Origin of the sequence: Mesorhizobium sp. NPDC059054 (assembly GCF_042739215.1) — a bacterium.
Lineage (GTDB): Bacteria > Pseudomonadota > Alphaproteobacteria > Rhizobiales > Rhizobiaceae > Mesorhizobium.
In genome coordinates, this window is record NZ_JBHYHV010000009.1 from 73,053 (window position 1) to 96,927 (window position 23,875).

Consider the following 23,875-nt stretch of genomic DNA (forward strand, 5'->3'; position numbering starts at 1 on the left):
GCCGCCGTTGCCATCAGGAGGGCATGGACTTCGATCAGCCGTTTCAGATTGTGCAGCGGTTCCGTAAGAAACGGAAACGCTCTGGTGACCGCCATCCCAATGAGACGGCGGTCGGTATCGCAGCGATGTTCTTCGGGTTAGCCGATCAACTGGCTGAGTGCCATGGCAACCGACATGTCACCTTCGATCTTCAGCTTGCCGGTCATGAAGGCCATGGTCGGGTTGAGATCGCCGGCGATCAACGATTCCAGATCGTCGAGTGAAAGCTTGATGGTACAGTCGGTCGGAGCATCCGTGGTCGAGATCGATGCGCCATCGATGACGATGACGCCATCGGCGCCGGTGTCGAACTTCACCGACTTGTCGAAGCCGGCGCTTTCGACCTTGGACTTGAGGCCTGCCGCGATTTCCTGAACGCCCATGATAGTCTCCCTGTAACTGCGCGTCGCGCGTGTTCGTTTCAGCCCGGCCCTGCCGGACGTTGCGGCGCGCAAGCCTCGCGCGAAGTCGCGCTTCAAGGAGGCACCGATGCTCGTTCTATAACCTTTGGTTGACGTTTACGTCAACGTGATTTCTGGATCAGGACTTTGTGAGATGGAGGGGTCGTCCGTGTCACGTAAGTTAAGCCGCCGGCCCCATTCCTGGCGTAACATCTCCGAAGGGGGAGACCATCCTGATCCGGATCAATACGCCGCAGACCTCGCCGAATCGAATGATGGCAAGCAGACGCGCTTCTGCCTCAGTCTTTCGCCACTGACAGTCATGGACGTCACACCCGTAAAAGAGTCCGATGAGACGCTGCTGGAGAGTCTCCAGCAACGTTCGTTCGCTTACTTCCTGCAGGAGACCGATCCCGGGACCGGCCTGGTGGCCGACAGGAACCGATCCGGTTTTCCTGCAAGCATTGCCGCCACAGGCATGGCGCTCTCGGCTTATGCCGTTGGCGTGGAACGTGGCTGGATAAGTCGCGAAGAGGCTTGCGGACGGACACTCACGACCCTCCGCTTTCTCTGGGGCTGCCATCAAGGGACGGAACGGAACGCGACTGGCTACAAGGGTTTTTTCTATCATTTCCTCGATATGAAGACCGGACAGCGTGCCTGGAACTCGGAACTCTCCACCGTGGATACGGCACTCCTCATGGCGGGGGTTCTGAGCTGCGGCGCCTATTTCGATCTGGACTGCAAGGAAGAGCAGGAAATCCGCGCGCTAGCCACCGCGCTCTATCGCAGGGTCGACTGGCGTTGGGCACTGAATGGTGGCGTCTTGCTCAGCCACGGATGGAAACCGGGTCGGGGCTTCCTGCCCTATCATTGGAAAGGATATGACGAGGCATTGATCCTCTACGTGCTGGCCCTCGGCTCTCCCACACATTGCATAGGACCGGAAAGCTATTCCGCGTGGCTTTCGGGTTATCGCTGGAAGACCATCTATGGCCACGAGTTCGTGTATGCGGGCCCGCTGTTCATCCATCAGATGTCACATCTGTGGATCGACTTCCGCGGCATTCGTGATGCCTTCATGCGCGACAAGGGGCTCGATTATTTCGAAAACAGCCGGCGCGCCACCTTAATCCAGCGCGAATATGCCATCCGAAACCCGCGGGGGTTCGAAAGCTACGGCGAGAATTGCTGGGGTGTGACGGCCAGTGATGGGCCGGGAAAGCGACGGGAGACCATCCGTGGCACCGAGCGCTATTTCCATGGCTATATGGCTCGTGGTGTTCCGTTCGGCCCCGACGACGGCACCCTCTCGCCAAGTGCGGCACTCTCGTCGCTCCCCTTTGCGCCGGAGATTGTGCTGCCGGTCATGCGCCAGTTCCAGGCGATTGATCCGGCCCGCCACAATCCCTACGGTTTCACCACAAGCTTCAATCCAACGTTTCCCACAGCAGACGGGTATGGCTGGATTGCTGAAGATCACATTGGGATCAATCAAGGGCCTATAGTGATGATGGTCGAAAACCACCGCTCCGGACTTCTCTGGCGTCTCATGCGGACAAGCCCTTACATCGTTGCGGGGCTGTGGAAGGCTGGATTTACAGGTGGTTGGCTTTAGGCGGATGCCGTGCGTTTGAAGCGAGAAAGAAAAAGCCTGCGCACGCCGTTGCGCAGGCTGACAAAGCCGTATCCCGGAAAGGCGACCCAACAAGAGACGGCTCTCGTCGTCTTGTGGCATAGAAGCTGACTAAAGCTCCATGTCGTCCATGCTGGTGTCCTCGACTATGCGGTTTATCGAGTGCGCTTACTCGCGCTCGCCGGTGAAGTTCAGCAGCAGCTGGAAGATGTTGACGAAGTTCAGGTACAGCGAGAAAGCGCCCCAGACGGCCATTTTCTGACGGGATTCGCTGTCGAAGTTCTCGGCGTACTGTTCCTTGATGTTCTGGGTGTCCCAGGCGGTCAGGCCGAGGAAGACAAGGATGCCGATGACCGAGATCGCGAACTGCAGGGCTGACGAACCGAGGAAGATGTTGACGATGCTGGCGATGACGACGCCGATCAGTCCCATGATCAGGAAGGACGAGAACTTCGTCATGTCGGTCTTCGTCGTGTAGCCGTAGAGGCTCATCGCGCCGAACATCGTGGCCGCGATGAAGAATGTGCGCGCGATCGATGTGCCGGTGAAGACGAGGAAGACCGAAGCGAGCGACAGACCCATGACTGCGCAGAAGGCCCAGAACATGGCCTGCGCGCCGGCGGCGGACATGGTCTGGATGCGGAACGAGAAGAGCAGCACGAAGGCGAGCGGCGCGAGCATCACCACCCATTTCAACGGGCTGGAGAAGATCGGCACATAGAGCGCCGGAACGGAGCTCACGGTGAAGGCGACGACGCCTGTCAGGACAAGCCCGAGCGCCATGTAATTGTAGACGCGCAGCATGTGCTGGCGCAGGCCTTCGTCGAAAAGGACGGCGCTGGGCTGGCCGAAGCCAGCGTGTTGACGATAATTGGGCGAGTTCATGTCAGGTCTCCTTGGGTGGGTGATCAGTAGAGGCTGTCGGCAAGCTTCTTGGCCGAGGCGCCGAGTTCCCTCGGATTGCCGCGCCCAACCAGGGTGTAGGCGACTTCGCCGATCTGGAAGTAGCTCGATGCGGTGCCGTCGATGTCCGTCTGTGCAGGCTTGACGACGTCGAAAGTTCCCGGCCGAACCGCGAACAACGATGCATCGCCGATTGAATCCGAATAGACCGCCAGTTCGACGCTCGGACCGAAGCGGGATGGATAGATCTGGACATCCCTGACGTTCCAATCCTTGGGCAGCACAGGCATGGTGATCGCGGTCGCCGACAGAATTTCGGCTGGATCATAGTCGCGGACTTTCGGCTGCGACGTCATGGAGGCGCGCAGCAGGCTGGTGCCGTGGGCGCGGACGGCCTCCTCGACATAGGCCGGGGGCTGAACCGAAGCGATCGACTGGCTGACGCCAAACGGTCCGATTGCTTCATGAGCGATCCAGCCGGCACCAACGAACATGACCACTGCCGCTGCGCGTTGGAGCAGGACGGAAATCCGACCTCGGAGAAGACCGCGCTGGAGCCGTCGTGCCGCTTCCGTCGTGCTCGACTGTACCGCGCGCGATGGCGCTGAGAGGGCCAGGCGAAGTTCATCATGCAGTCGCAGATCCGCCATCACGCGGGCGGCTTCCTCGGGGCGGGCGGCAAGGTAGGCCTCGACGTCGATCCGACGCGATGTGTCGAGCTGATTGTCGACATAGCCGAGGATATCAGTGTCCGTCACCGGGTCCGTCATGACGTTCCTCCCACGATCCTGAGATGCCCTGGCCGGGACGAAGGGTTCTCTTCCATTTCACGCAGCGCCGCACGAGCGCGCCCGAGGCGTGACATCAACGTGCCCACCGGAATGCCGAGCGCATCGGCAGCCTCCTGGTAGGCGAGCCCCTCGATCGCCACGAGATGGATTGCCGCTCGTTGTTCCTCGGGCAGTGCGAGGAAGTTCTCCCGCACCTGCGCAAGACGTGCCGAATGTTCCTGCGGCGCTTCCATGGACGCATCGGCAAGCTGCGCTGCGGCATCAATTCGTTGCTGTTCGGCGCGAGCCGAGCGCATGCGGTCTATGAAGGTATTGTGGAGGATCGAAAGCAGCCAGCCGCGCAGATTGCCGCCAGAACGGAAGCCCGAGCGGCGTTCATATGCACGGACTAACGCGTCGTGAACGAGATCCTCAGCGTCCGCGTCATTGCGCGTCAGGGAGCGCGCATAGCGACGGAGCGAGCCGAGCTGAGCGAATACATCAAAGGATGACCGTCTGGTCTTCATGCGAGATATACGGTGCCTGTCCGACATTTAATCCCTCGCGGCGCGAAAGAATCTTCGGGGCTCATCGCTGCGGGCCGGCCAGGACGTAAAAAGGCGCACTGTTGCCGGTTGTGCAGGCCCTGGCGAACAGGATCGCTTAGATGCCTACCATCAGGCGAGAGCCGGGGCCGGGACAGTGTCTGCTGCCAAGATAGCGGATCATCGAGTTGAAGTCCTGATCAAGGGACGCGTGGATCGGGATAAAGCGATCACTGCAAACAATCGCAGTGACCTTGGTTGGTGAGCGAGGGTTACTGTCGGCAATTCAGTTGCGGTCTGGGGCGGAATACCTTAGACGCCCAGCCGGCAGCGGCATGTCTCGCTGGGGACAACATCGCAAGGCTCAGCCTGAGGTGTCATCAAAGCATCGGGGTGCCTCGGGCTCGGGGGTAACAACAACATGTCTGGTCTCACGGTTCTGCTGGCGCAGGCCTGTGTCTATTTTGTTGCGATGGCGCTCATTTTCCGCGCCAGGACAAGCCTCGGCATGGGTGTCTTTTTCTGTACTCTCGGAGCGATGCACTTCCTGGAGACCTATCTCGCGGCAGTCTATTTCATCCAGCTGCCGTTCGGGCTGATCTCGCCCGGCTCAACCGTGATGTTTGCCGGCAAGCTCGCCTTCTTCCTGCTGCTCTACATCAAGGAGGATGCCGAGAGCATGCGGCAGCCTACCTATGGCTTGCTTATCGGCAACCTGCTGATGGTGGTGCTGGCCCTGCCGCTGAACTACTACGACGACCCGGCGCAACTCGCCTGGCGCCAGCCGGAGATGCATTTCATCAACCAGATCGGTTTCCTGATGGTCTGGGGGACCGCTTTGCTTTTCGTGGATCTGATCGGCATGGTGCTGCTGTTCGAGCGGCTGGGATCAATTGTCACGAACACTATACTGGGCCGGATGTTCATCAGTCTGGCGATCGTCCTGAGTTTCGACCAGCTGTTTTTCTATCTGGGCCTGTATCTCGTAACCGGGGTTCCGGTGTCCGCCTTTTATGGTGGGTGGATCGCGAAGATGGGCTCTGCGGTCTTCTTCAGCGTGATGTTGGCCCTTTATCTGCAATTTGTCGAAAAGAGCCCGCTTCCCGTCGGCGTGAGACGAACCACCGACGTGTTTGACAGGCTCACTTATCGGCACCGCTATGAGAAGCTCGTCGGGCGCCTTGGCAAAGACCCTCTGACAGGCTTGCAGGATCGTGGCCAGCTCGATGAGAAGGGGCCGGCCATGCTGACGGAAGCAATTAAGTCGGGTCTTCCGCTGAGCTTGATGATGATCGACATCGATCTCTTCAAAGCCGTCAACGACAACCATGGACATGCCGAAGGCGACAGGGTTCTTCAAGTTGTGGCGACCGCTCTTTTGAATGCCAAGCGGGAAGGTGACGAGCTTTTTCGTTATGGCGGTGAAGAATTCGCCCTGCTTTGCCCGGAAGCGGCGGCGGGGGCAGCCATGCTTGCCGAGCGCATGAGGGCGGCTGTTGCCGGCACGATCCACCCCAAACTGAATCGGTCGGTGACGGTCAGCATCGGCATCGCGACCTGCCCCGCCAACGCCAAGGATTTTCGTGAGCTTCTGATGCTGGCCGATGCTGCATTGTATGAGGCAAAGGCACGGGGCAGGGACCGGGTATCTGTTTCCGCCATGAGCGCAGGCGCGTATCGATGAAGTAAGCGCTTCAGGCTAGGCGTTGAGGCTTAGGAGCTATGGAAGCGCTTCCGGTCGGCTAGACTTCATTCCCTGCGTTTGCCCAGCGTCTTTCGACGGATATTGGAGCAGTTCCAGCAAAAGTGCGCAGCGGTTTTGCGTTCGGAACTTCGTAAAAGCAAAGGGTTAGAGCGTTTCCGATAAAGCGGAAACGCTAGATCTCGAACAAGCGGCGTATATCTACCGTCGGGTCGGACTTGCCGTCGATACCGGTCGATCCTGAGAGCAGTCGGGCAGTCGAGTGGTGGACCCGTCGACGAAGGCAATTAATGGTTGAGCAGATCGCCTTGTGCGATCAAAATAGAGGGGAGCAACCGGCGGAATAACCGGTAATGCGGGAGGCGCGGATGGACTGGAACCATATCGAAAGCGTCCTGAATGCCCGTTCACTGCAAGAGCTGGTCGCGGTGTCGAAAAGCAGCGCCACGGCATGCGGTTTTGGTCATCATGCCTATGCGGTGAAACTCCCGGGACAAGCGATCGGTACACGCCGCCTCCATACCTTCAGCGATTTTGCATCCGACTGGGCGCGGGGGTACACAGCGCTCGAGGACGACTACAATGAGATACGGGATGCCCGCGTCCTGCATGTGCGTGCCGGGCTGCCAAGCGCTGCCTGGAATGCTCATGGCGAGACGGGTTTCACAGCCCCGGAAATTCGAAAGAAAGCAAACGCCCTGCTGCACAGCGCCGGCGATCACGGTCTCAGGGCCGGCATAACTGTACCGATTTGCTCTCCGGGCGTGAGGTGGGCGTTCATGACCTTCACCACCGATGCCACCTATGATCTGCGCGCTCTTTTTCCCACGCTGGCACCGATGACCTATTTTGCCAGCTGCCTGCACGTCGCATTCCGCCGGCTACAGGGCTGGGAAGAGACACTGCCGCACCTGAGCGAACGCGAAGTGGAGATCCTGCGCTGGTCCGCGATAGGAAAAACCTCGTGGGACATTTCCATGATCCTGAGCATCAGCGAGCGGACAGTTCATTTCCACCTGCAGCAAGCGGCCCGCAAGCTCAAGGTTACCGGGCGTCGAGCTGCCTGTGCGCGGGCCGTCGCCTTGGGGCTGGTGGCGCTGTAGTCGCCCACCTGTCAGTTCTGACAGCTTCCCCTCTCGCCTGGCCTCCATATCATCGCGCACCTTACCTGCTGTGGAGGAAAGCATGTCCTACAACGATGCCACCAACATCAGCTCGACCATCAGGGAGCTTGACGACCAGGAAATCGACGAGGTTGCGGGCGGCCGGTTTTCTATCAGTTTTGGAGATGGCGGGGTCTCGGTCGAAGCTGGTCGATATTCGCTTTCGGTATGGTCGGACGGTGCCGTCTACGGTAACGGCTCATCATACCAATACTATCACTGGTAAGGTCTGCGTTGCCGCTTTGTAAACGGCACGCTGCCGATGACGTCGCCATCTCCTCTGTTTCGTCCCGAGTCGTTTCAGGCACAGCGTTCGGCTTGGCTTGGCCGACCAACGGTGACCCCCAATGTGCAAGCCGGGGTGATGGCCATCCTCTCGATCGCCTTCGTTACAGCGATCGCCATCTTTCTTGTCTTCGGTGAATACACCCGCCGCGTTCGCGTGGCGGGTGTCATTCTGCCGATCGACGGATTGACGCGTCTTGCGGCGCCTCAAAATGGATGGGTCACTGCCCTCAAAGTCAAAGAGGGAGACACCGTCCGTCGCGGCGATCTCCTTTATACGCTCAGCATCGACAGCACCACGGCGCTTGGCGACACCCAGGGCGCGGTGACAGAACTGTTGCGCGACAAACGCGCCGAACTCACGGACACTTCCATACGCCAGCTCGAACTCGACAAGGTCCAGAAAAAGACGCTGCAGGATCAACTGCAGGATCTGGAACGTGAGATCGAGCAGGTCGACGCCCAAATAGGACTTCTCGAGGAATTCACCACCACGATGAAGGAGTTCGCTGAGCGTCAGCGGCAACTGATCATCAGAGGCATCGCGATCTCCCGCGACTATGAATCAAGGCTGCAAGCCTACAATGCGCAACGGACCCAGCTCGAGGCGTTGCGTCGCGACCGTATCCAACTGGCAGCCCGGTTGAACGAAAACCGAAACCAATTGTCCGGTTTTGATCTGCAGGCTGCGGCCCGGATCGCGGAGATACGCCAGCAGCTTCTTGATATCGGCGAGCGCATTTCGGAGAGCGAGGCCAAGCGCGAGCTGCAAATCACGGCACCGCGCGACGGGACTGTGACCGGCATCATCACACTTGCGGGCCAGACGGTCGCTCCGGGCACGCCTCTGCTGACCATCGTTCCCAAAGACAGGCCGCTTGTGGCTCAGTTGCTGGCACCCAGCAGCGCGATCGGGTTTGTGCGACAAGGCTCCCGCGTTCTTCTTCGCTACCAGGCCTTTCCCTACCAGAAATTTGGCCAATATCCGGGAGCCGTATCGCTGATTTCGAGATCGACGCTTCGACCTGAAGAGGTCGCACAGCTCAATATCGGGGGAGACGTGCAAAAGTCGCCTTCCCTCTATCGCATCACGGTGCAGCCCGAGCAGACATTTGTCATGGCTTACGGCCGCAGCGAAGCGTTGCAGGCCGGCATGCAGGTCGAGGCCCATGTGCTTGCCGAAACCCGTCCGCTTTATCAGTGGGTTCTGGAACCGATCTACGGACTTCGGGGTGCGGTGGCAACCGTGGGCTCTGAGAGCTAGCCGATGCGAGCGGCCGAACTCGCTCAACGGATATCGCGCGGTTTTTTCTCGACCACCCCGGTCGTCTTGCAGACGGAAGCAGCTGAATGCGGGCTGGCGTGCCTCGCCATGGTCGCGGCTCACCATGGGCATCGGACCAACCTTCCAGCGCTCCGCCAGCGATTTACGACATCATTGAAGGGGCTGACCGTAAGGGATCTCGTGCGCCTGGGGGCCGATCTCAAGCTGGCGACTCGCGCGTTGCGCCTCGATCTTGTCGATCTGAAGCAGTTGCGGCTTCCCTGCATCCTTCATTGGGACCACAACCATTTTGTCGTGTTGACGCGGGTCAGCACCACAAAGGTGGTGCTTCATGATCCCGCGATCGGCCGTAGAACAATGCGGCTAGAGGAATTTTCCAGGCACTTCACCGGTGTCGCCCTGGAGGCGTGGCCGGCAGACGGATTCCAGCCTAGGAACGAGAAGGCCCGCATTCATGTTGCCGACTTTGTCCGGCATGCGCGCGGCATCGGATGGGCTGCCATACAAATCCTGGCGATATCGTTGCTGCTGGAAGCGGCAACCATCGCCATGCCGATCGGGTTCCAACTGGCCCTCGACGAGGTCGTGGTTGCCGCCGACTATGATCTTTTGACCATCATCGTCCTGGCGCTTGGACTTCTGCTTGTGCTGCAGGTCATAACTGGATTGGTCAGGGCGTGGGTGACACTGCTGATCGGATCCAGCCTCGTCCTGCAATGGAAGGCCAGCCTGTTCGATCAATTGATGAGGTTGCCGCTCGCCTTCTTCGAGAAGCGCCATGTCGGCGACGTCGTCTCGCGGTTCAACTCGCTCGATGCCGTGCAACGCACATTGACGGCAAGTTCGATACAGGCGCTGCTGGATGGCGTCATGTCGATCCTGCTCATCTTCATGATGGGGCTTTACGGCGGTTACCTGCTCGTCATCGCGCTCGCCACGGCTGCCTTCTACGGCATGCTGCGTTTCGGATTTTTCCCTTCCTACAGGGCTATCTCAGCGGAAGCGATCGTCCGAACGGCGCAAGAAAACTCGCACTTCATGGAAACAGCGCGCGGAATTGCCAGCCTGAAGGTGCTCAATCTCGAAGAGCGACGACGAGTCACCTGGATCAACTATCTGGTCGACAGGGTCAACGCCGAACTGCGTGTGCAAAAGTTCGAAACATCGTTCAAAGCTGCAAGCACCGCATTGTTCGGCATCGATCGCATCCTCGTCATCTTCCTCGGTATCAGAGCCATCCTTGCAGACGATATGTCGGTCGGTGCCTTGGTGGCGTTTCTCGCCTACAAGGACCAGTTCGCGGCGCGCGTTGACGGCTTCATCAGCACCGCCCTGCAATTCTCGATGCTCTCTCTTCACGGCGAACGCATCGCCGACATCGTATTCGCGCAACCGGAGGAAGCGGAACGTCGTCCGGTCCAAATCTCGCGTTCGGCGGCCGAAAGGATGGCAAGCCAGCTTGACCTGCAAAACGTGCGCTTCCGCTATGCCGAAGGGGAACCGGATGTATTGGCCGACGTCAGCTTCACTGTTGCCGCCGGCGAATGCCTTGGCATAGCAGGGCCTTCGGGGTCGGGTAAGTCGACGCTTCTGAAGCTGCTCGCCGGCCTGGAAAAGCCAACGGACGGTCAGGTGCTTATCGACGGCGTGCCGATGACGTCACTCGGCCTGGCCCGTTACCGCGATCGCGTCGGCTGCGTCCTGCAGGACGATCGCCTGTTTGCAGGATCGATCGCGGAAAACATCGCGGCGTTCGATCCAGCCGCTGATCCCGCCTGGATCATGGAATGCGCTCGAATGGCCGCCGTTCACGACGAGATCATCAGAAGCCCTATGGGCTATGAAAGCCTCGTCGGCGACATGGGCAGCACGCTTTCCGGTGGCCAGCGGCAGCGAGTCATTCTGGCAAGGGCGCTCTATCGGCGCCCGTCCGTCCTCTTGCTCGACGAAGCGACCAGCCATCTCGACGTTGCCAAGGAAGAAGTCATCAACATTGCGATAAAGCGGTTGCCCATGACACGCGTTCTCGTCGCGCACCGGCAATCCACGCTGGCGATGACTGACAGGGTGCTGGATTTGTCGGGCGGAACGAGTTGCGGCTTTGTCAGCAGGATCACGCATGGAGTTTCGACATAAACCCCTACACGCGTCGTTGGATCTGACCTTCAAGCCATCAGCGAGACACGGTTTGTAGATGTGCTGGCCATGAAAGGCAGATTGCCGTTCGTGTCCGAAATGAGGGCGGCCGGAAGGATCAACGAGCTGATCGTGTCTGGATCGGTATCAATGTCCGGCTGGTTCGGCGTCCGCTTTTGGCTGCAGCGGCTTCATGATCGGTTCCATCAGCCCGTTGCCGCGCCGCTTGATGGCATTGTCGCGAATCTCATCCTTGGCGAGATAGTTGACCTGGTTGACCAGCACATCGTGGATGAGCTCAGTGCCGACACGGGCGTTGACGCTCTCGCGGATCGAGTTGCGGAATTTGTCGAGGTCGATCGTGTCCTCCTTGGACAAATCGATCTGCGGATTGGCGTAGAGATAAGAGTAGACCTGGTCGGTGATCAGTGCCTGGGCGGGCACGGAAAGCTTTGCCATCTCCTTCGGTTCGACCGTGTAGACCAGCTTGGTCAGGAAATAGCCCTGCACCACCGAGCTGCGGATAATGGGCACCGAGATGATTTCGGTCGAGACATAATCCAGCCCGCCGAGCAACGGCTTCGGCGTTGGGTCATCGCCGCGCGCGCCTGCCGCCTGGAAGGCGTAGAAGGTCGCGCCGACAGTGGCGGCGACGATCCAGAGCGCAGCGATGAGGAACTTGATCATGGCCTGTTTACGACTTGGCCCAGCCGAACTCGCCGGCGGAATAGGTCCCGTCGGCCTCGGCGTGCTGGATGGCGTTCTTCATCAGGTTCGCCACCTCGCTGACGGCGCTGAGATGGGCGAGCAAAGCGGCTTCGTTGCGTTCAAGCTTGCCGCGCAGACGCAGCAGGCCTTCCCTGTGCTCGTCGACGAGCTCTTCCGCGGTGATGTTCTTGACGGCGCGATTGAGCTCGTAGAGGCAGCGGCTCTTGCGCGCGTTGGAAGCCTTGAGGTCGAAATTCATGTCAGTGCGGATTGCAGCCGTCTCCGTCTCGACCGCTTCCTCGATGCGATTGATGATGGCGGTCAGGCTGCCGACCCTGGAAATGGTGAGGTCGGAATGTGCCATGCGGCCTGAATTGTGCTCCAATTGATCCATGGTTGTTCCTAAACCCTCGTCTTCGTTTCAATCGGCGCCGCATCGCCGTCCAGCGAGCGGACCATCCGGCGCTGAATTTCCTGCACGAGCGAATCCGACAGTCGGTTCTGCTCGTCTATCGTCGCTTTTTCCGGTCCACCCGTGACAGGACCGACCGGGACCGTGCGTTCGCCGTCGCGATAGTGATCGACCAGCATCGAACGGGCGATGCCGATGCCGCCGCGCTCGGCCATCACATCGGCCATGTGTTCGGCAAGCTGCGACTTCCACATGTCCCCCGCCAGGCCCTTGCCGTAGACGCTTTCGGCGTCCTTCGGCAGCATGTTCTGGATGAAGGTCTGCAGCACCATCGCTTCGAAGCGCTTGAATTCCTGGCTGCGATCCGTTCCGGCGGGCGCTCCGGCCGGGCGCGACCCCATATCGGCATCCACCGAAAAGGCGACGGATGCGCCGCCGGCACGCTTGGTCAGCGCGGCACGGGCGGCTTCCACGTCCATCGGTTCGGCGGCGCGGGCCACGTCCAGGACGATGTCGCTGGGAGGGGAGATCGCCAAAAAGCTGTACCTTCCTGCTATTATGCGTTGAGTGATGATGGCCGAACAAGCTTGCCGCAGGCTTGCGGGGACGGCATGGTCTGTCGTCTCAATGTCATCTTCATTTCATCGTCTTCATTTTTCTGGGCCGCGCTTCTGCTCGATCAAATCGAGCCGTTCGCGATCGGAGCGCTGGCGCTCGTCCTCGCGTCGCGCGTCGCGATAGGCGCGCTCGACCATGTTGGTCCGTGCCGTTGCGGTGGCGAGGTTGCCCGCTTCGCGGCGCGCATCGTCGAGCGCGCGGTCACGCTCGGCGTGGGCCGCTGCGATCCGCTGCTGGTAAATTTCAGGGAACAGTGTCGACAATGAATCCGGCGCGTCGAAGCGCGCAGCGATTTCCGATGCCTCCTGTTCGGCGGCGACGGCCTTGGCCAGGAATCCTGCGCGGCGCATCTCGTGCAGCGCCTTCAGTTGTTCCTGCACTTCCACAAGCTTCTTCAAACGGTCCTTGCGGGTGGTCATCGCATCACCGTGCCAGCGTGGTTTCGACGAAGCCGTCGCCGAAGAGCGACAGAAGCGTCGGGATTGCGAAATAGAACAGGATCAGGCCGCCGGCGATGACGAAAGGAAGCGAGATGAAATAGATCGGGATCTGCGGGGTCAGTTTGTTGACGAAGCCGATCGCCAGATTGACCAGTATGGCATAGGCGACGAATGGGCTACCCAATCTCAAAACCAGCAGGAAAGCTTCCGAGAGGGTGTCGGTAACATCGACCAGCGAGGCCTGTGCGCTGAAAAACACGTTCACCGGCGCCACATTGTAGGATGCGATCAGTGCGCGGATCACCTCGTGGTGGAAGTTGAGCGCGAACAACAACAGCAGCGCCGAGAAGGAAATCAGGGCGGCGAGTGCTGCCTGAGGTTCAGGCTCCTCGATTGCCGGCCCACCTGCGCCGCCATAGCCGATCAGCATGGCGATGCCGGCGCCGATAAAGCGCAGTGCCTCCATGTAGAGCCGGGTCATGGCACCGATCAGTCCGCCCACCAGCAGTTCCGAAACGATCATCGGCACGAAGATGGCAGGCCTGGTGTCGACATAAGGATAGATCTTGTCCCAAAGGAAGGCGAGCAGCCCGACAGTGACGGCGACTGCGGTGAACAGGCGGATCTGCAACGGCAGGCGGATCGAGGACAGGCCCGGCATCAGCATGAAGCAGGCGCCGACGCGGCAGAAGGCGAGGAACGCCGCCAGCACAAAGCCTTGTGTGACCGTCGTCAGATCCATGGTCAGGAGATGGTCCCGAGCACCCTGATCTCGACACCCTTGGCGATCTCGACATGGCTGAGCACCGGAAGCGTGGCGAACAGCCGTTCGATGATCATGCGTACATAGGGGCGAGCATCCGGCGCGGTGACCAGCACGAACCGTTCTCCCGCTTCCATATGCTGGCGGATCGCCTTGGATGCGTCCTGGCCGAATTCCTCCAATTGGCGCGGGTCGATATCGAACTCGCGGATTTCTCCCTTGGCGTCGCGCTTGAGGCTCTGGTGGAAGGCGAGGTCCCAGCGGTTGCCGAGCCTGAGCACCTTGAGCACACCGCCTTCGGACAGGTCGCCGCAAATCTGCTGCGCCATGCGGATGCGCACATGCTCGACGATCTGCTCCGTGCGCCGCACATGCGGCGCGATCTCGGCGATCGCTTCGATGATGAGGTGCAGGTTGCGGATCGAGACGCGCTCGGCGAGCAGCAGTTTCAGCACCGCCTGCAGGCCGGGATAAGAGATATGCGAGGAGCATATTTCGTCGGCCAGCTTGCGGTATTCCGGATCCTGGCTGTCCAGCAGCGCCTTCATGTCCTTGTAGGAAAGCAACTGCGGCAGGTTGTTGCGGATCACCTCGGAGAGATGGGTGAGCAGCACGGACATGTTGTCGGCGAAGGTGTACTGCTCGCGCTTCAGGTCTTCCGCGAATGCTTCCATCACCGAATAGGCGCGCATGCCGAAGGCGGGCTCGCGCACTTCCTCGCCTGGGATGTCGGGCAGGTCGCGGGTGCCGAGCAGCACCATGAGCTCGCCGACCCGCATCTGGTGTTCGGCCACGACGGTGCCGTGAATCTTGATCTGATAGCTCTTCGGCGGAATGCCGAAGTCGTCGCTGAGTTTCACCTCGGGCACCACAAAGCCGTACTGCGTCGCGAACTTCTTGCGCATCTTGCTCATGCGGAAGGCGAGTTCCTGATGCGAAGTGAGCAGCTTGGTCGATAGCTGCTTGCCGATCAGCAATTCGATCTCAGCGGTCGCCAGCGAGGATTTCACCGAATTCTTTTCTTCCTCAACCTTTGCGGCTGCCTCGCGGCTGCGTGCCTCTTCCTGCTCGGCCATGCGGCGGTTCTGGCGCAGCGGAATGACGTAGCCCATGCCGGCCATGGCGGCTGCCAGTGTCACGAAGGGGAACATCGGCAGGCCAGGCATCAAGGCAAGAAGGCCGAGCAGGGCTGCCGCGACATAAAGCGCGCGCGGGTGGGCGCCGAGCTGGCCGAACACAGCCTTGTCGGCAGAGCCGCGCGTGCCGCCCTTTGAAACAAGCAGGCCGGCGGCAAGGGAGACGATGAGGGCCGGGATCTGGGTGACGAGGCCGTCGCCGACCGAGAGCTTGATGAAGACATCGGCGGCTTCGCCCAGCCCCATGTTATGGCGCAGGTAGCCGATGGCGATGCCGCCGACGATGTTGATGGCGGTGATGATCAGGCCGGCAATGGCATCGCCGCGCACGAATTTCGAGGCACCATCCATCGAACCGAAAAAGGAGGATTCTTCTTCCAGTTCACGACGGCGCAGCTGCGCGGTCTTCTCATCGATCATGCCGGCGGAGAGATCGGCGTCGATCGACATCTGCTTGCCGGGAATCGCGTCCAGCGTGAAGCGGGCGCCGACTTCCGCGATACGGGTAGCGCCCTTGGTGATGACGATGAAGTTCACCACGATCAGGATCAGGAAGACGATCAGGCCGATGACGAAATCGCTCGACATGACCAGCTTCGAGAAGCCGGAAATCACGTAGCCGGCGGCGTGGGTGCCTTCGTTGCCATGCGAAAGGATCATGCGGGTCGTCGCGATGTTCAGCGACAGGCGCAGCATGGTGGCGATGAGCAGCACGGTTGGGAACGACGAGAAGTCGAGCGGCCGCGGAATCCACAGCGCCACCATCAGGATCAGCACTGAAAGCGCGATCGAAAAGGCGAGGCCGACATCGATCATGAAGGCCGGAATCGGCAGAAACAGCACCGCCAGAATGACGACGATGCCCAGCGCGAAGAAGACATCGCGGCTGTTGCGCGGCATTGCGTCTGTCGAAATGCTCTCGCTGATGGCCATGCTACCTCGCATCCAATGTCAGAGCGATTCCGTTTCCTACTGAAACGCGGAAGTGCTCTGACTCTCTTTTCTAGGCAATTCCGGACGGAAAACCGCTGCGCACTTTTCCTGGAATTGCATTTGCCGTCGCCTGAAACGGCAGTACCGGCCATACACCGTAACCCGCCAAGCTTGCGCGAACCTCGAAGGAGCACTGGCAGAGAAAATGCGTCGGTGTGCGCGGTTGCCATGCCACGATGCGAAGCGTATCGGTCGAGGGCGTTGCCCATTGAGACATTCGCGAGCCGCCCGTTGTCTTCGACCCGTTCATTGCCTGTCCAAGCCCGTCGTCTGCGTGCCCTGCTGGTTCGTTCGGTTCCCGTGCTGGAAGCGCGCGGCATCATCATCGTCCTGATCGCGGCAGTGGTCGGCGCATTCTCAGGCGTGGCGGTCACTGCGATGAGCGCCTTGGTGCAGGGTATGCACTGGTTGCTGTTCGACGTGCCGGAAGGCGGCCGGCTGTCATCGATGTTTTCACTCAGTCACCCGCTCCAGGCGGCGATGCCGGCGGTCGGGGGCCTGCTGCTCGGCCTCTCCATCATCTGGCTGCGCAAACGCAAATTCCGCACGCCAGTCGATCCGATCGAAGCGAATGCGCTTTATGGCGGGCGCATGTCGCTGACCGACACCTTCATAATCGCCGGCCAGACGATGCTGTCTTCCGGCTTCGGCGCGTCGGTCGGCCTCGAGGCCGGTTATACGCAGGTCGGCGGCGGCTTCGGCTCGCGGCTGGCGAGGTTCTTCCGCATGAAGCGCAACGATGTCCGCATTCTTGTCGGCGCTGGAGCTGCCGGTGCGATTGCCGCTGCCTTCGATGCTCCTTTGACCGGCGCCTTCTATGGATTTGAGTTGATCATCGGCATCTATTCCATTGCCAATGTCGCGCCGGTCATGACTGCTGCGATCTGTGCTACTTTGGTGACGGGTTGGCTGGGTGGTGCGCCGTTCCCGCTGGAACTTGGCGCCGTGCCGAAGCTGACCGCCAGCCAGTATCTGCCTTTTTTGGCGCTCGGTCTGATCGCCGGCGGCATTGCGATCGGCATCATGTATATGGTCGCCGCCGTCGAACGCGGCCTGACCAGACTGTCGATCGACTCTTCGCTAAGGCCATTCCTGGGCGGTTGTGCCGTCGGACTGCTCGGGCTCGTCACACCGCAGGTGCTGTCCAGCGGGCACGGCGCGCTACACCGCGAATTCGCGATGAACTACGGGCTCACGGTGATTGCCACGGTGTTCCTGCTCAAGATCGCCGCGTCCGTCATTTCGCTCGGCTCGGGTTTCCGCGGCGGCCTGTTCTTCGCCTCGCTGCTGCTTGGAGCGCTCCTGGGTAAGATCTTTGCTGCGGTCATGCTGGCAATCGCGCCGGCTTCAGGCATCGATCCCGCTGTCGCCGCTGTCGTGGGCATGAGCTCGATGGCAGTCGGCATCATTGGCGGGCCGCTGACCATGGCTTTTCTGGCGCTGGAATCGACGGGCGACCTGACGCTGACGGGCGTGGTGCTCGCCGCTGCGATCATGACCTCGATCCTGGTGCGTGAAACCTTTGGTTATTCCTTCTCGACCTGGCGCTTCCATCTGCGCGGCGAGACTATCCGTTCGGCGCAGGATGTCGGCTGGATGCGCAGCCTGACCGTCGGTTTGATGATGCGCAAGGATGTCCGCACCATCCCGGCCATGACGACCGTTGCCGAGCTCCGCCAGCAGGTGCCGCTCGGCTCCGCACAGCGTGTCATCGCGGTGGATAGCGAGCAGCGGTATATCGGCATGATCATCGTTTCAGATGCCTATGGCGACCAGCCCGACCCGGCGAGCACCGTTCTCACTCTGGCACGCTTTGGCGATTCCGTTTTGGTCCCGTCGATGAATGTTCAGTCGGCGGCCGAGACTTTTCATCGTGCCGGCGCCGAAGAACTGGCGGTCGTCGACGATTTTGAGAGCCGCAAGGTCGTCGGCCTGCTTACCGAAGGACATCTGTTGCGCCGCTATGCCGAGGAACTCGACAAAGCTCGGCGTGATCTTTCCGGGGAGGCGTGACGCGCCGGGTCGAGGCGCTCCGGTTCGAAAGCACGATTGGACTAGTGCTCCTCATGCGGCTTCGGCGTGCCATAGTAGCCGATCGGATTGGTCGGGCGCTCGATCATGCGCCGTACCCTGGGCCGCTCGATACCTGAATGCAGCGCTCGGATGCGTTCGGTGATTACGGCGTCCGCATGCGTGGCGCGCGTATTGTGGCGGATGTAATCCAGCCAGGTCGGCGTGTGGTAGCTTTCCATCCAGATTTCCGGGTGCTCGAGATCCCGCGCCAGCACCCAGTTGCGCGCACCGTCACGCCGGCGCACGCGTGCACGCTCGGTCATCACCTTCAGGAACTCCGGCACGTCCTCTTCCTTGATGACGTATTCGATCGTGATCTCGATCGGTCCTGAGCGCGGCCTGAGGTCGAGCGCCAGCATGGGCTCGCGCCAGCGGTCGAGCGGATCGAGATTGGGCGCAATGTGCTGCGGCAACGGCAGGACGAAGCCGATCGCAGCACCGGCCAGCATCGTGACGGCCGCGGCCAGAAGGGCAAAGCTGGCGCCGTGGTTGTCGGCGGTCACACCCCAGATCCAGCTGCCGAGCGCGATGCCGCCGAAGGTCGCCATCTGGTAGATGGAAAGTACGCGTCCGACCACCCAGCGCGGGGTCGACATCTGTACGGTGATGTTGAAATGCGAAAGCGCGGTGACCCAGCATGCGCCACCGACCAGGAGTCCCAGCGCCACCTGCCAGGCGTGAGGACTGACAGCGGCGACAGTCGAGCAAAGCGCGAAGCCAAGGAAGGCCGAGCGCACCATGGTTTCGCTGGGCAGGATCTGCCTCAGTCGTGCGCTGGTCAGAGCGCCCATAACGGCACCGATGCCGAACGCCCCCAGCATGACGCCATAGGTGAGGGCGCCGCCCTTGATGAGGTCGCGCGTCACCAGCGGCAGCAGGGCAAGCACGGCACCTGCGCTGAAACCGAAGATGAAGCCACGCACCAGTACCTTGCCGATATTGGGTGACATGGCAACGTAACGCAGGCCGGCGCCCATCGCAGCGCCCAGTGACTCGCGCGGCAGGTTGGATGCCGGCAGGTCCGGCTTCCAGCGCGCCATGACGATGATCAGGCCGACATAGCTGAAGGCGTTGGCGGCGAAGGCGGCGGCTGCGCCGAACGTCGCCACGATGATGCCGCCCAGCGCCGGTCCGACGCTGCGGGTGAGGTTGAAGCCCATCGAGTTGAGCGCCACCGCCGCCGGCACCTTGTTGCGCGGAACCATGTCGCCGACGGAAGCCTGCCAGGATGGGCTGTTCAGCGCCGTGCCGCAGTCGATCAGGAAGGTGAAGGCGAGAAGCAGCCAGGGGGTCAAAAGGTCGAGATGGGTGAAGACCATCAGAAGCATCGAGACGACGAGCATGAAGCTCTGCGCGATCAGCATCACCTTGCGTCGGTTGTAGCTGTCGGCGATGGCACCCGCGACCAGCGCAAACAGCATGATCGGCAGCGTGGTGGATGCCTGCACCAACGCCACCTGATAGGGAGAGGTGGCGATCTGCGTCATCATCCAGGCGGCGCCGACACCCTGGATCAGGCCGCCCAGATTGGAGACCAGGCTGGCGCTCCACACGGCACGGAAGATGCCGTGCTGGAAAGGCGCCAGCGCGGAAGTGCGTTGGCTGTTCGGCTCGTCCTCGATAGCCGGACCGCTGTCTTGGGGCATTGCTCGTCTCGTGAATCGCTGCTCTCGTCGGCGGCGTTTGCCGACAAAGTTAGACGAGACTGCGGAAAAGGCGAATGGCTTTTAGAAAATGGACTGGTCCAGGCTGGGGATAGAATCCCGCCAGGGGTCGACGTCGTCGACCAAGGTCGACGGTGTCAGAGCCGACCACGGTCGACGGTGTCAAAAACCGTTCTGGATACGCTCGAAGACGACGTTGGTGAAGGCCGAGATCTGGCCGCCCACGAAGGGGCCGGTCAGCGCCACCACGAGCATGATGGCAACGATCTTCGGAACGAAAGTGAGCGTGATTTCCTGGATCTGGGTAAGCGCCTGGATGAGGGCGATACCGATGCCCACGACCATGGCGACCAGCACGACGGGAGCCGATGCCGTCAGCACCGTCCAGACGGCGAACTGGACGATATCGAGCGCGTCGGCCTCGTTCATCGCCCGTGCCTCTAGGCCGCCGGCGCTTGCTTGACGACGACGCCGGGCAGCACCGGCACTTCCTTGCCGTCGGCCAGAACGGCGATCAGCCCGTCGCTGGCCAGCCGCACTTCCTTGACCACACCGGTGGTGTTGCCGTCAGCGGAGGTCAGTTGGCGGCCGATGAGAGAATCGGCCTGCGAAAGCGCCGAGGACTGGAGGATGTATTCCAGCTTGGTGTTCATCTGCACCGACTGCTCGACCTGCGAGAATTGGGCGAGCTGCGCGACATACTCGGTCGAGTCCATCGGCTTGGTCGGGTCCTGGTTCTTCATCTGCGCCATCAAAAGCTTCAGGAAGGACTGGTAGTCGACCGAGGTCTTCGACTGCTGCTGCGTCTGCGGCGTGTTGCCGACGTTGTTGACATTCATGTCGACGGCCATGATCAGCGTGCTCCCACTGCCAGCGGACGCGGGGCGTCCTGGGGTTCATTCTCGTTTGCATCCAACGCCAGCTTTTCCAGCGGATAGAGCGAGCGGATCGCCCGCAGCGCTTCATAGACGTGACCTTCCGAAACCATGCGGTCGACATCCTTCAGCGTCGAGCGAATGCGCTCATTGTGGAAGGAGGCGAGCAGCAGCGGCAGCGAATGACGGAACATCTCGCGTGCCTCCTCGGCTCCTTGTGGGTTGATCAGCATGATCTGCGCCACGAAATAGAGCTGCCTGAGCGGCGTCGAGGCCTCTTCTGCCTGAAGGACATGGCCTTCCAGCAGAAACTGAACATCGTTCAGCAGTTCCAGGGTGACCTTGCGGTCGACGCGGACGACGGCGCCGTTCAGATAGATGCGCTCTCCCGGTTTCAGCGAGAGCTTCAAGGTGCTCTTGGACGGCGTCATTGAATGCCGTCCCGAATGATCTGCGAGACTTCGATCAGCCCGTCGAAATTGTTTGAGCGGCCCTGACGAATATCCTCGGTTTCGCGCAGCAGCCACATGCCGATCGAAATCAAATTGGCGCGCAACTCTTTCGGAAGAGAGTTCTCGTCCGAGGAGAGGTCCTCGAGCAGAGCCGTCCACACGCGGTTGGTGAAATGCAGGGCTTCCACCGCCTGCATGGAATCGCTGCCCGCATTGGCGGCATCAATCAGAAGGTCGATCGACCGCGACAACAAGTGTCGTTCGCGGTCCTTGGCGTCCGCTACGGAGTCCGTCTGGATATCGGCGTAGGAGAATTGATACATCGCTTATCCGATCGCCGGTTACTTCAGGAAGTTGATCAGGCTGAGCTGCTGGATGCGCGCCGTGAGCGCAAACGAAGTCTGGATATGCGACATCAGATCGTTGACACGGTTGGCGGCTTCGTACTCGTCGACACCCTCAAGATCGATGACATGTTTTTCGAACAGTTTGATCTGCGCGTTCATGCGGTCGCTCGCATCGGTCACCCGCTGCTCGATGATACCAGCTTGCGACTGGGTTTGCGCGATGCTGCCGAGGGCTTCGCCGGTCAGCGTTATCGCCTGCTGTGCAACTGCCTTCTTGGCGTCGGCGTTGAGGTTGCGTGAAAACAGCTCGTTGACTACGGTTGCGGCCATCGCGAGCTTCTTCACGCCATCGGTGTTGGCGCTGACGGAGGTCTCCGTCGTTTCGTTCAGTGAGATACGGCTGACGATCTGCTGGTCGGTGGCATTCGACCAGTTGGTCTTCCAGTCCGGCCCCATAAATTGCGGCGTCACAACGTTGGTTATGAAGTCGTTGATCTGCGTTGCCGTGATGTCGGCCGGATCAGTCGGGGGATTGGGGAAGCTGGCGTTGAAGGCTGCATCGAACGCGGCTTTCGCGGCCGAGGAAGCCGTATAGTCGTTGATCGGCTTTACGTCGGTGTTGGTACCCGAAAACAGATACTCGCCGTTGAGGCTGGAATTCAGGATCGAGGTCATCGACTGCAGTGCGGCCTTGCCGGCATCGCGCGTCACGTTCGAGCCTGGATCGCCGCCCACGGCGGTGCTGACGGCGGTCAAAAGCTTCTGTGCAGCGTCGCCGAGCTTGCCGAGTGCGTCCTGCGTGGTCGACAGCCGCGACGAGATCAGCTTGTTGGAATCGACGATGGTGTTCAGCCGTTCCAGATCCCGTGCGAAGGTGACCGATTGCGATGTGCGGGCGCCGAGCGCCAGGCCGAGATCGGCGACACGCAGCGTGTTCAGTTCCTTCTCACGCTTCACAAGTTCGACCTGCATGCGCGACTGCGAATAGCGCATTGCGTTGGACATGGCGGACGACGAAACGGAGGTGGTCTTCATGACTTATTTCACCGCTGCGAGGAGGGCGTCGAGCATCTGGTTGACGGTGGTCAGGATGCGGGCGGAGGCCTGGTAAGTGTGTTCGAGATCCAGCATCTGCGACATCTCGTTGTCGACATTGACGCCGGTGGCGTTGGAGAGGGCCTCGCCGGTGCGCTGCGCCAGCGCTTCCTTGGTATCGGCGAGGTTCGAGGCCTGCTGCCGCACACCTTCGAACCAGCCGATGGAACTGGCGGCATAGGAGACGACACTGGAATTCGCGGTGATGCCGGCGTTCGGATCGAAAGCCATCGGCTTGGTGAGTTTTTCGCCATAGGCGATCAGCCTCTCGGCATAGGACGCGCCGCTGCCGACCGGATCTGGATTGGTGCGGTAGACTGCGCCGTTGATGCCGCCATCACGCAACAGAACCGGATTGCCACCGGCAGCCGGATCGACCGCAGCGTTGATCTTGATCGTTCCCGCGAGCCCATTGATCAGCGTGCCCGCCGGCGGGATGCCCGGGGCGCCAGGCCAGGTAAAGAGGCCGACAGCGTCGGGTTGGCTAGGGGCGGTCTCGGCAAATGCCGTTATGAGACCGCGGGCCGTTTCATCCAGTTGCCGCTGCATGGTGACAGTGACGTTGTCGCGAAGCTGCAGCATCCCGGCAAGTTTGCCGGTTGCCTCTGTCGTGGCGGAAACCTTCACCGGTACTTTGTCGATGTAGATCTGGCCACCGACCGCGCCTGGCGTGTAGCCGGCGGAAGGCGTGAAGGTCACCGAACGCGGAATGGTCTCGAACAACGTCGTGCCGTCACCGGTGGTGATGACCATATCGTTGTCGCCGCGGGTGTAGGTGGAGATCGGAATGAATTCCGAGAGCCTCTTCAGCACCGCGTCGCGCTGGTCGAGCGCATCGGAGACGTCCTCGCCCGAGCGCGTGCCATTGATGACGGCCTGGTTGGCGACTTCGAACTGCTTGAGGAGATCGTTGATATCGTTGACGGCAGTGGTGATCTCGCCATCCGTCTTGGTGCGGAAGTCCTGGATCGCCTTGGTGCCGTCGTTGAGGGAACGGATCACCTGGCGCGCCGATTCGATCACGCTGGTGCCGAGATTCTGGTTCGACGGCGTGGTGGCATAGAGCTGGAGTGCCTTCTGCAGGCCGCCGATTGCGGCAGAAATCGATGAGGCATTGTCGACGCCGTTCACCTGCAGTTCGAGCCGGTCCATGCCCTGGGCGAGCGTCGCCTGTCCACTCCAGGATGAAAGGGCGCTGAGATTTTGCCGGAACAGCAGTTCGTTGGCCGCACGGTGGATTTTGACCGCGCTGACGCCGGTGTCGGTGTAGGAGAGCATCGCAACGCGGCGCGAATAATCCGGATTGGAGGCATCCGCGACGTTGCGCGAGACGATGCTTGTCTGCCGCGACGTTGCCTTGAGCGAGGACTGGGCGATGCTGAGTGCGGATGACAACGACATGCGGGTCTTTCAGGCTGTGATGCGGCCGAAGCC

Annotated in this window: 24 protein-coding genes; 7 read left to right on the forward strand and 17 right to left on the reverse strand. The window is 60.8% G+C overall.

The genetic code is table 11. The features are described 5' to 3' along the window. Nucleotides 1-137 precede the first annotated feature (137 nt). Nucleotides 138-422: an SCP2 sterol-binding domain-containing protein gene (locus ACFWXH_RS29555; RefSeq protein ID WP_239362979.1), complete on the reverse strand. Its 285-nt coding sequence runs from the start codon at nucleotides 420-422 to the stop codon at nucleotides 138-140. Between the two features lie 187 nt (nucleotides 423-609). Here ACFWXH_RS29555 and ACFWXH_RS29560 point away from each other — a divergent pair, with 187 nt between their 5' ends. Continuing rightward, nucleotides 610-2,058 carry a glucoamylase family protein gene (locus tag ACFWXH_RS29560; RefSeq protein ID WP_379125009.1) on the forward strand — a complete coding sequence of 483 codons (1,449 nt, stop codon included), beginning with the start codon at nucleotides 610-612 and terminating at the stop codon, nucleotides 2,056-2,058. A 186-nt stretch (nucleotides 2,059-2,244) separates the two neighbouring features. On the opposite strand, the gene ACFWXH_RS29565 is transcribed toward ACFWXH_RS29560, so the two are convergent. From ACFWXH_RS29565 to ACFWXH_RS29575, 3 genes are read right to left on the reverse strand one after another with little or no spacing between them, the layout of a single operon-like run. Continuing rightward, nucleotides 2,245-2,961: a Bax inhibitor-1/YccA family protein gene (locus ACFWXH_RS29565; RefSeq protein ID WP_379125010.1), complete on the reverse strand. Its 717-nt coding sequence runs from the start codon at nucleotides 2,959-2,961 to the stop codon at nucleotides 2,245-2,247. 23 nt (nucleotides 2,962-2,984) lie between these two features. Continuing rightward, nucleotides 2,985-3,749 carry an anti-sigma factor family protein gene (locus ACFWXH_RS29570; protein ID WP_379125011.1) on the reverse strand — a complete coding sequence of 255 codons (765 nt, stop codon included), beginning with the start codon at nucleotides 3,747-3,749 and terminating at the stop codon, nucleotides 2,985-2,987. Further along, a complete protein-coding gene (locus ACFWXH_RS29575) occupies nucleotides 3,746-4,276 on the reverse strand; it encodes a sigma-70 family RNA polymerase sigma factor (protein ID WP_379125090.1) in 531 nt (176 codons plus the stop codon). Before ACFWXH_RS29575 ends, ACFWXH_RS29570 begins: the two co-directional genes overlap by 4 nt. 490 nt (nucleotides 4,277-4,766) lie before the next feature. Here ACFWXH_RS29575 and ACFWXH_RS29580 point away from each other — a divergent pair, with 490 nt between their 5' ends. From ACFWXH_RS29580 to ACFWXH_RS29600, 5 genes are all read left to right on the forward strand, one after another. After that, nucleotides 4,767-5,978 (forward strand): diguanylate cyclase, encoded by a 1,212-nt coding sequence (locus tag ACFWXH_RS29580; protein WP_379125012.1) that lies wholly within the window; start codon nucleotides 4,767-4,769, stop codon nucleotides 5,976-5,978. 386 nt (nucleotides 5,979-6,364) lie between these two features. Further along, complete coding sequence (locus tag ACFWXH_RS29585; protein ID WP_379125013.1) at nucleotides 6,365-7,099, forward strand: LuxR C-terminal-related transcriptional regulator; 735 nt, start codon at nucleotides 6,365-6,367, stop codon at nucleotides 7,097-7,099. Between the two features lie 82 nt (nucleotides 7,100-7,181). Beyond that, on the forward strand, nucleotides 7,182-7,385 hold the full coding sequence (locus ACFWXH_RS29590) for a hypothetical protein (RefSeq protein ID WP_379125014.1): 204 nt from the start codon (nucleotides 7,182-7,184) through the stop codon (nucleotides 7,383-7,385). A 138-nt stretch (nucleotides 7,386-7,523) separates the two neighbouring features. Then, nucleotides 7,524-8,708 (forward strand): HlyD family secretion protein, encoded by a 1,185-nt coding sequence (locus ACFWXH_RS29595; protein WP_379125015.1) that lies wholly within the window; start codon nucleotides 7,524-7,526, stop codon nucleotides 8,706-8,708. A 3-nt stretch (nucleotides 8,709-8,711) separates the two neighbouring features. Beyond that, a complete protein-coding gene (locus ACFWXH_RS29600; protein ID WP_379125016.1) occupies nucleotides 8,712-10,865 on the forward strand; it encodes a peptidase domain-containing ABC transporter in 2,154 nt (717 codons plus the stop codon). A 147-nt stretch (nucleotides 10,866-11,012) separates the two neighbouring features. On the opposite strand, the gene ACFWXH_RS29605 is transcribed toward ACFWXH_RS29600, so the two are convergent. The 6 genes from ACFWXH_RS29605 to flhA form a co-directional block, all read right to left on the reverse strand. Then, nucleotides 11,013-11,552 (reverse strand): hypothetical protein, encoded by a 540-nt coding sequence (locus ACFWXH_RS29605; RefSeq protein WP_379125017.1) that lies wholly within the window; start codon nucleotides 11,550-11,552, stop codon nucleotides 11,013-11,015. 7 nt (nucleotides 11,553-11,559) lie between these two features. Beyond that, nucleotides 11,560-11,967 carry a hypothetical protein gene (locus ACFWXH_RS29610; RefSeq protein ID WP_379125018.1) on the reverse strand — a complete coding sequence of 136 codons (408 nt, stop codon included), beginning with the start codon at nucleotides 11,965-11,967 and terminating at the stop codon, nucleotides 11,560-11,562. 8 nt (nucleotides 11,968-11,975) lie between these two features. Continuing rightward, the gene (locus ACFWXH_RS29615; RefSeq protein WP_379125019.1) at nucleotides 11,976-12,521 is read right to left on the reverse strand and encodes a rod-binding protein; all 546 of its coding nucleotides are present in this window, start codon (nucleotides 12,519-12,521) and stop codon (nucleotides 11,976-11,978) included. A gap of 114 nt (nucleotides 12,522-12,635) precedes the next feature. Next, the gene (locus ACFWXH_RS29620; RefSeq protein ID WP_054312466.1) at nucleotides 12,636-13,022 is read right to left on the reverse strand and encodes a hypothetical protein; all 387 of its coding nucleotides are present in this window, start codon (nucleotides 13,020-13,022) and stop codon (nucleotides 12,636-12,638) included. Nucleotides 13,023-13,026: 4 nt separating this feature from the next. Continuing rightward, entirely contained in the window at nucleotides 13,027-13,785 is a 759-nt protein-coding gene (gene fliR, locus ACFWXH_RS29625) for a flagellar biosynthetic protein FliR (protein ID WP_379125020.1), read from the reverse strand. Nucleotides 13,786-13,787: 2 nt separating this feature from the next. Further along, on the reverse strand, nucleotides 13,788-15,875 hold the full coding sequence (gene flhA, locus ACFWXH_RS29630) for a flagellar biosynthesis protein FlhA (RefSeq protein WP_054312465.1): 2,088 nt from the start codon (nucleotides 15,873-15,875) through the stop codon (nucleotides 13,788-13,790). A gap of 291 nt (nucleotides 15,876-16,166) precedes the next feature. On the opposite strand from flhA, the gene ACFWXH_RS29635 reads away from it, so the two are divergent. Beyond that, nucleotides 16,167-17,948, forward strand: a complete 1,782-nt coding sequence (locus tag ACFWXH_RS29635) for a chloride channel protein (protein WP_379125021.1) — start codon at nucleotides 16,167-16,169, stop codon at nucleotides 17,946-17,948. A 41-nt stretch (nucleotides 17,949-17,989) separates the two neighbouring features. Here the strand turns inward: ACFWXH_RS29635 and ACFWXH_RS29640 are convergent, their stop codons facing one another. The 7 genes from ACFWXH_RS29640 to flgK form a co-directional block, all read right to left on the reverse strand. Then, complete coding sequence (locus tag ACFWXH_RS29640; RefSeq protein ID WP_379125022.1) at nucleotides 17,990-19,654, reverse strand: MFS transporter; 1,665 nt, start codon at nucleotides 19,652-19,654, stop codon at nucleotides 17,990-17,992. A gap of 180 nt (nucleotides 19,655-19,834) precedes the next feature. Next, complete coding sequence (fliQ, locus tag ACFWXH_RS29645; protein ID WP_054312462.1) at nucleotides 19,835-20,101, reverse strand: flagellar biosynthesis protein FliQ; 267 nt, start codon at nucleotides 20,099-20,101, stop codon at nucleotides 19,835-19,837. Between the two features lie 11 nt (nucleotides 20,102-20,112). Next, nucleotides 20,113-20,523, reverse strand: coding sequence for a flagellar hook assembly protein FlgD (gene flgD, locus ACFWXH_RS29650; protein WP_379125023.1), 411 nt, complete (start codon nucleotides 20,521-20,523; stop codon nucleotides 20,113-20,115). Nucleotides 20,524-20,525: 2 nt separating this feature from the next. Then, nucleotides 20,526-20,978, reverse strand: a complete 453-nt coding sequence (gene flbT, locus ACFWXH_RS29655) for a flagellar biosynthesis repressor FlbT (protein ID WP_054312460.1) — start codon at nucleotides 20,976-20,978, stop codon at nucleotides 20,526-20,528. Then, nucleotides 20,975-21,322 (reverse strand): flagellar biosynthesis regulator FlaF, encoded by a 348-nt coding sequence (gene flaF / locus ACFWXH_RS29660; protein WP_054312459.1) that lies wholly within the window; start codon nucleotides 21,320-21,322, stop codon nucleotides 20,975-20,977. Before flaF ends, flbT begins: the two co-directional genes overlap by 4 nt. An 18-nt stretch (nucleotides 21,323-21,340) precedes the next feature. Further along, entirely contained in the window at nucleotides 21,341-22,381 is a 1,041-nt protein-coding gene (locus ACFWXH_RS29665) for a flagellar hook-associated family protein (protein WP_379125024.1), read from the reverse strand. A 3-nt stretch (nucleotides 22,382-22,384) separates the two neighbouring features. Next, nucleotides 22,385-23,842 (reverse strand): flagellar hook-associated protein FlgK, encoded by a 1,458-nt coding sequence (gene flgK / locus ACFWXH_RS29670; RefSeq protein ID WP_379125025.1) that lies wholly within the window; start codon nucleotides 23,840-23,842, stop codon nucleotides 22,385-22,387. Between the last annotated feature and the right edge of the window lie 33 nt (nucleotides 23,843-23,875).

Excerpts from the sequence above, each read along its gene's own strand:
- ACFWXH_RS29585 (WP_379125013.1), top strand. The coding sequence starts at position 6,365 with ATGGACTGGAACCATATCGAAAGCGTCCTGAATGCCCGTTCACTGCAA.
- ACFWXH_RS29620 (WP_054312466.1), bottom strand. The coding sequence starts at position 13,022 with ATGACCACCCGCAAGGACCGTTTGAAGAAGCTTGTGGAAGTGCAGGAA.
- flgD (WP_379125023.1), bottom strand. The coding sequence starts at position 20,523 with ATGGCCGTCGACATGAATGTCAACAACGTCGGCAACACGCCGCAGACG.
- ACFWXH_RS29555 (WP_239362979.1), bottom strand. The coding sequence starts at position 422 with ATGGGCGTTCAGGAAATCGCGGCAGGCCTCAAGTCCAAGGTCGAAAGC.
- ACFWXH_RS29605 (WP_379125017.1), bottom strand. The coding sequence starts at position 11,552 with ATGATCAAGTTCCTCATCGCTGCGCTCTGGATCGTCGCCGCCACTGTC.
- ACFWXH_RS29590 (WP_379125014.1), top strand. The coding sequence starts at position 7,182 with ATGTCCTACAACGATGCCACCAACATCAGCTCGACCATCAGGGAGCTT.
- ACFWXH_RS29610 (WP_379125018.1), bottom strand. The coding sequence starts at position 11,967 with ATGGATCAATTGGAGCACAATTCAGGCCGCATGGCACATTCCGACCTC.
- ACFWXH_RS29595 (WP_379125015.1), top strand. The coding sequence starts at position 7,524 with ATGGCCATCCTCTCGATCGCCTTCGTTACAGCGATCGCCATCTTTCTT.
- fliR (WP_379125020.1), bottom strand. The coding sequence starts at position 13,785 with ATGGATCTGACGACGGTCACACAAGGCTTTGTGCTGGCGGCGTTCCTC.
- ACFWXH_RS29640 (WP_379125022.1), bottom strand. The coding sequence starts at position 19,654 with ATGCCCCAAGACAGCGGTCCGGCTATCGAGGACGAGCCGAACAGCCAA.
- ACFWXH_RS29575 (WP_379125090.1), bottom strand. The coding sequence starts at position 4,276 with ATGAAGACCAGACGGTCATCCTTTGATGTATTCGCTCAGCTCGGCTCG.
- ACFWXH_RS29580 (WP_379125012.1), top strand. The coding sequence starts at position 4,767 with ATGGCGCTCATTTTCCGCGCCAGGACAAGCCTCGGCATGGGTGTCTTT.
- fliQ (WP_054312462.1), bottom strand. The coding sequence starts at position 20,101 with ATGAACGAGGCCGACGCGCTCGATATCGTCCAGTTCGCCGTCTGGACG.
- ACFWXH_RS29570 (WP_379125011.1), bottom strand. The coding sequence starts at position 3,749 with ATGACGGACCCGGTGACGGACACTGATATCCTCGGCTATGTCGACAAT.
- flgK (WP_379125025.1), bottom strand. The coding sequence starts at position 23,842 with ATGTCGTTGTCATCCGCACTCAGCATCGCCCAGTCCTCGCTCAAGGCA.
- flaF (WP_054312459.1), bottom strand. The coding sequence starts at position 21,322 with ATGTATCAATTCTCCTACGCCGATATCCAGACGGACTCCGTAGCGGAC.
- ACFWXH_RS29565 (WP_379125010.1), bottom strand. The coding sequence starts at position 2,961 with ATGAACTCGCCCAATTATCGTCAACACGCTGGCTTCGGCCAGCCCAGC.
- ACFWXH_RS29665 (WP_379125024.1), bottom strand. The coding sequence starts at position 22,381 with ATGAAGACCACCTCCGTTTCGTCGTCCGCCATGTCCAACGCAATGCGC.
- flbT (WP_054312460.1), bottom strand. The coding sequence starts at position 20,978 with ATGACGCCGTCCAAGAGCACCTTGAAGCTCTCGCTGAAACCGGGAGAG.
- flhA (WP_054312465.1), bottom strand. The coding sequence starts at position 15,875 with ATGGCCATCAGCGAGAGCATTTCGACAGACGCAATGCCGCGCAACAGC.
- ACFWXH_RS29600 (WP_379125016.1), top strand. The coding sequence starts at position 8,712 with ATGCGAGCGGCCGAACTCGCTCAACGGATATCGCGCGGTTTTTTCTCG.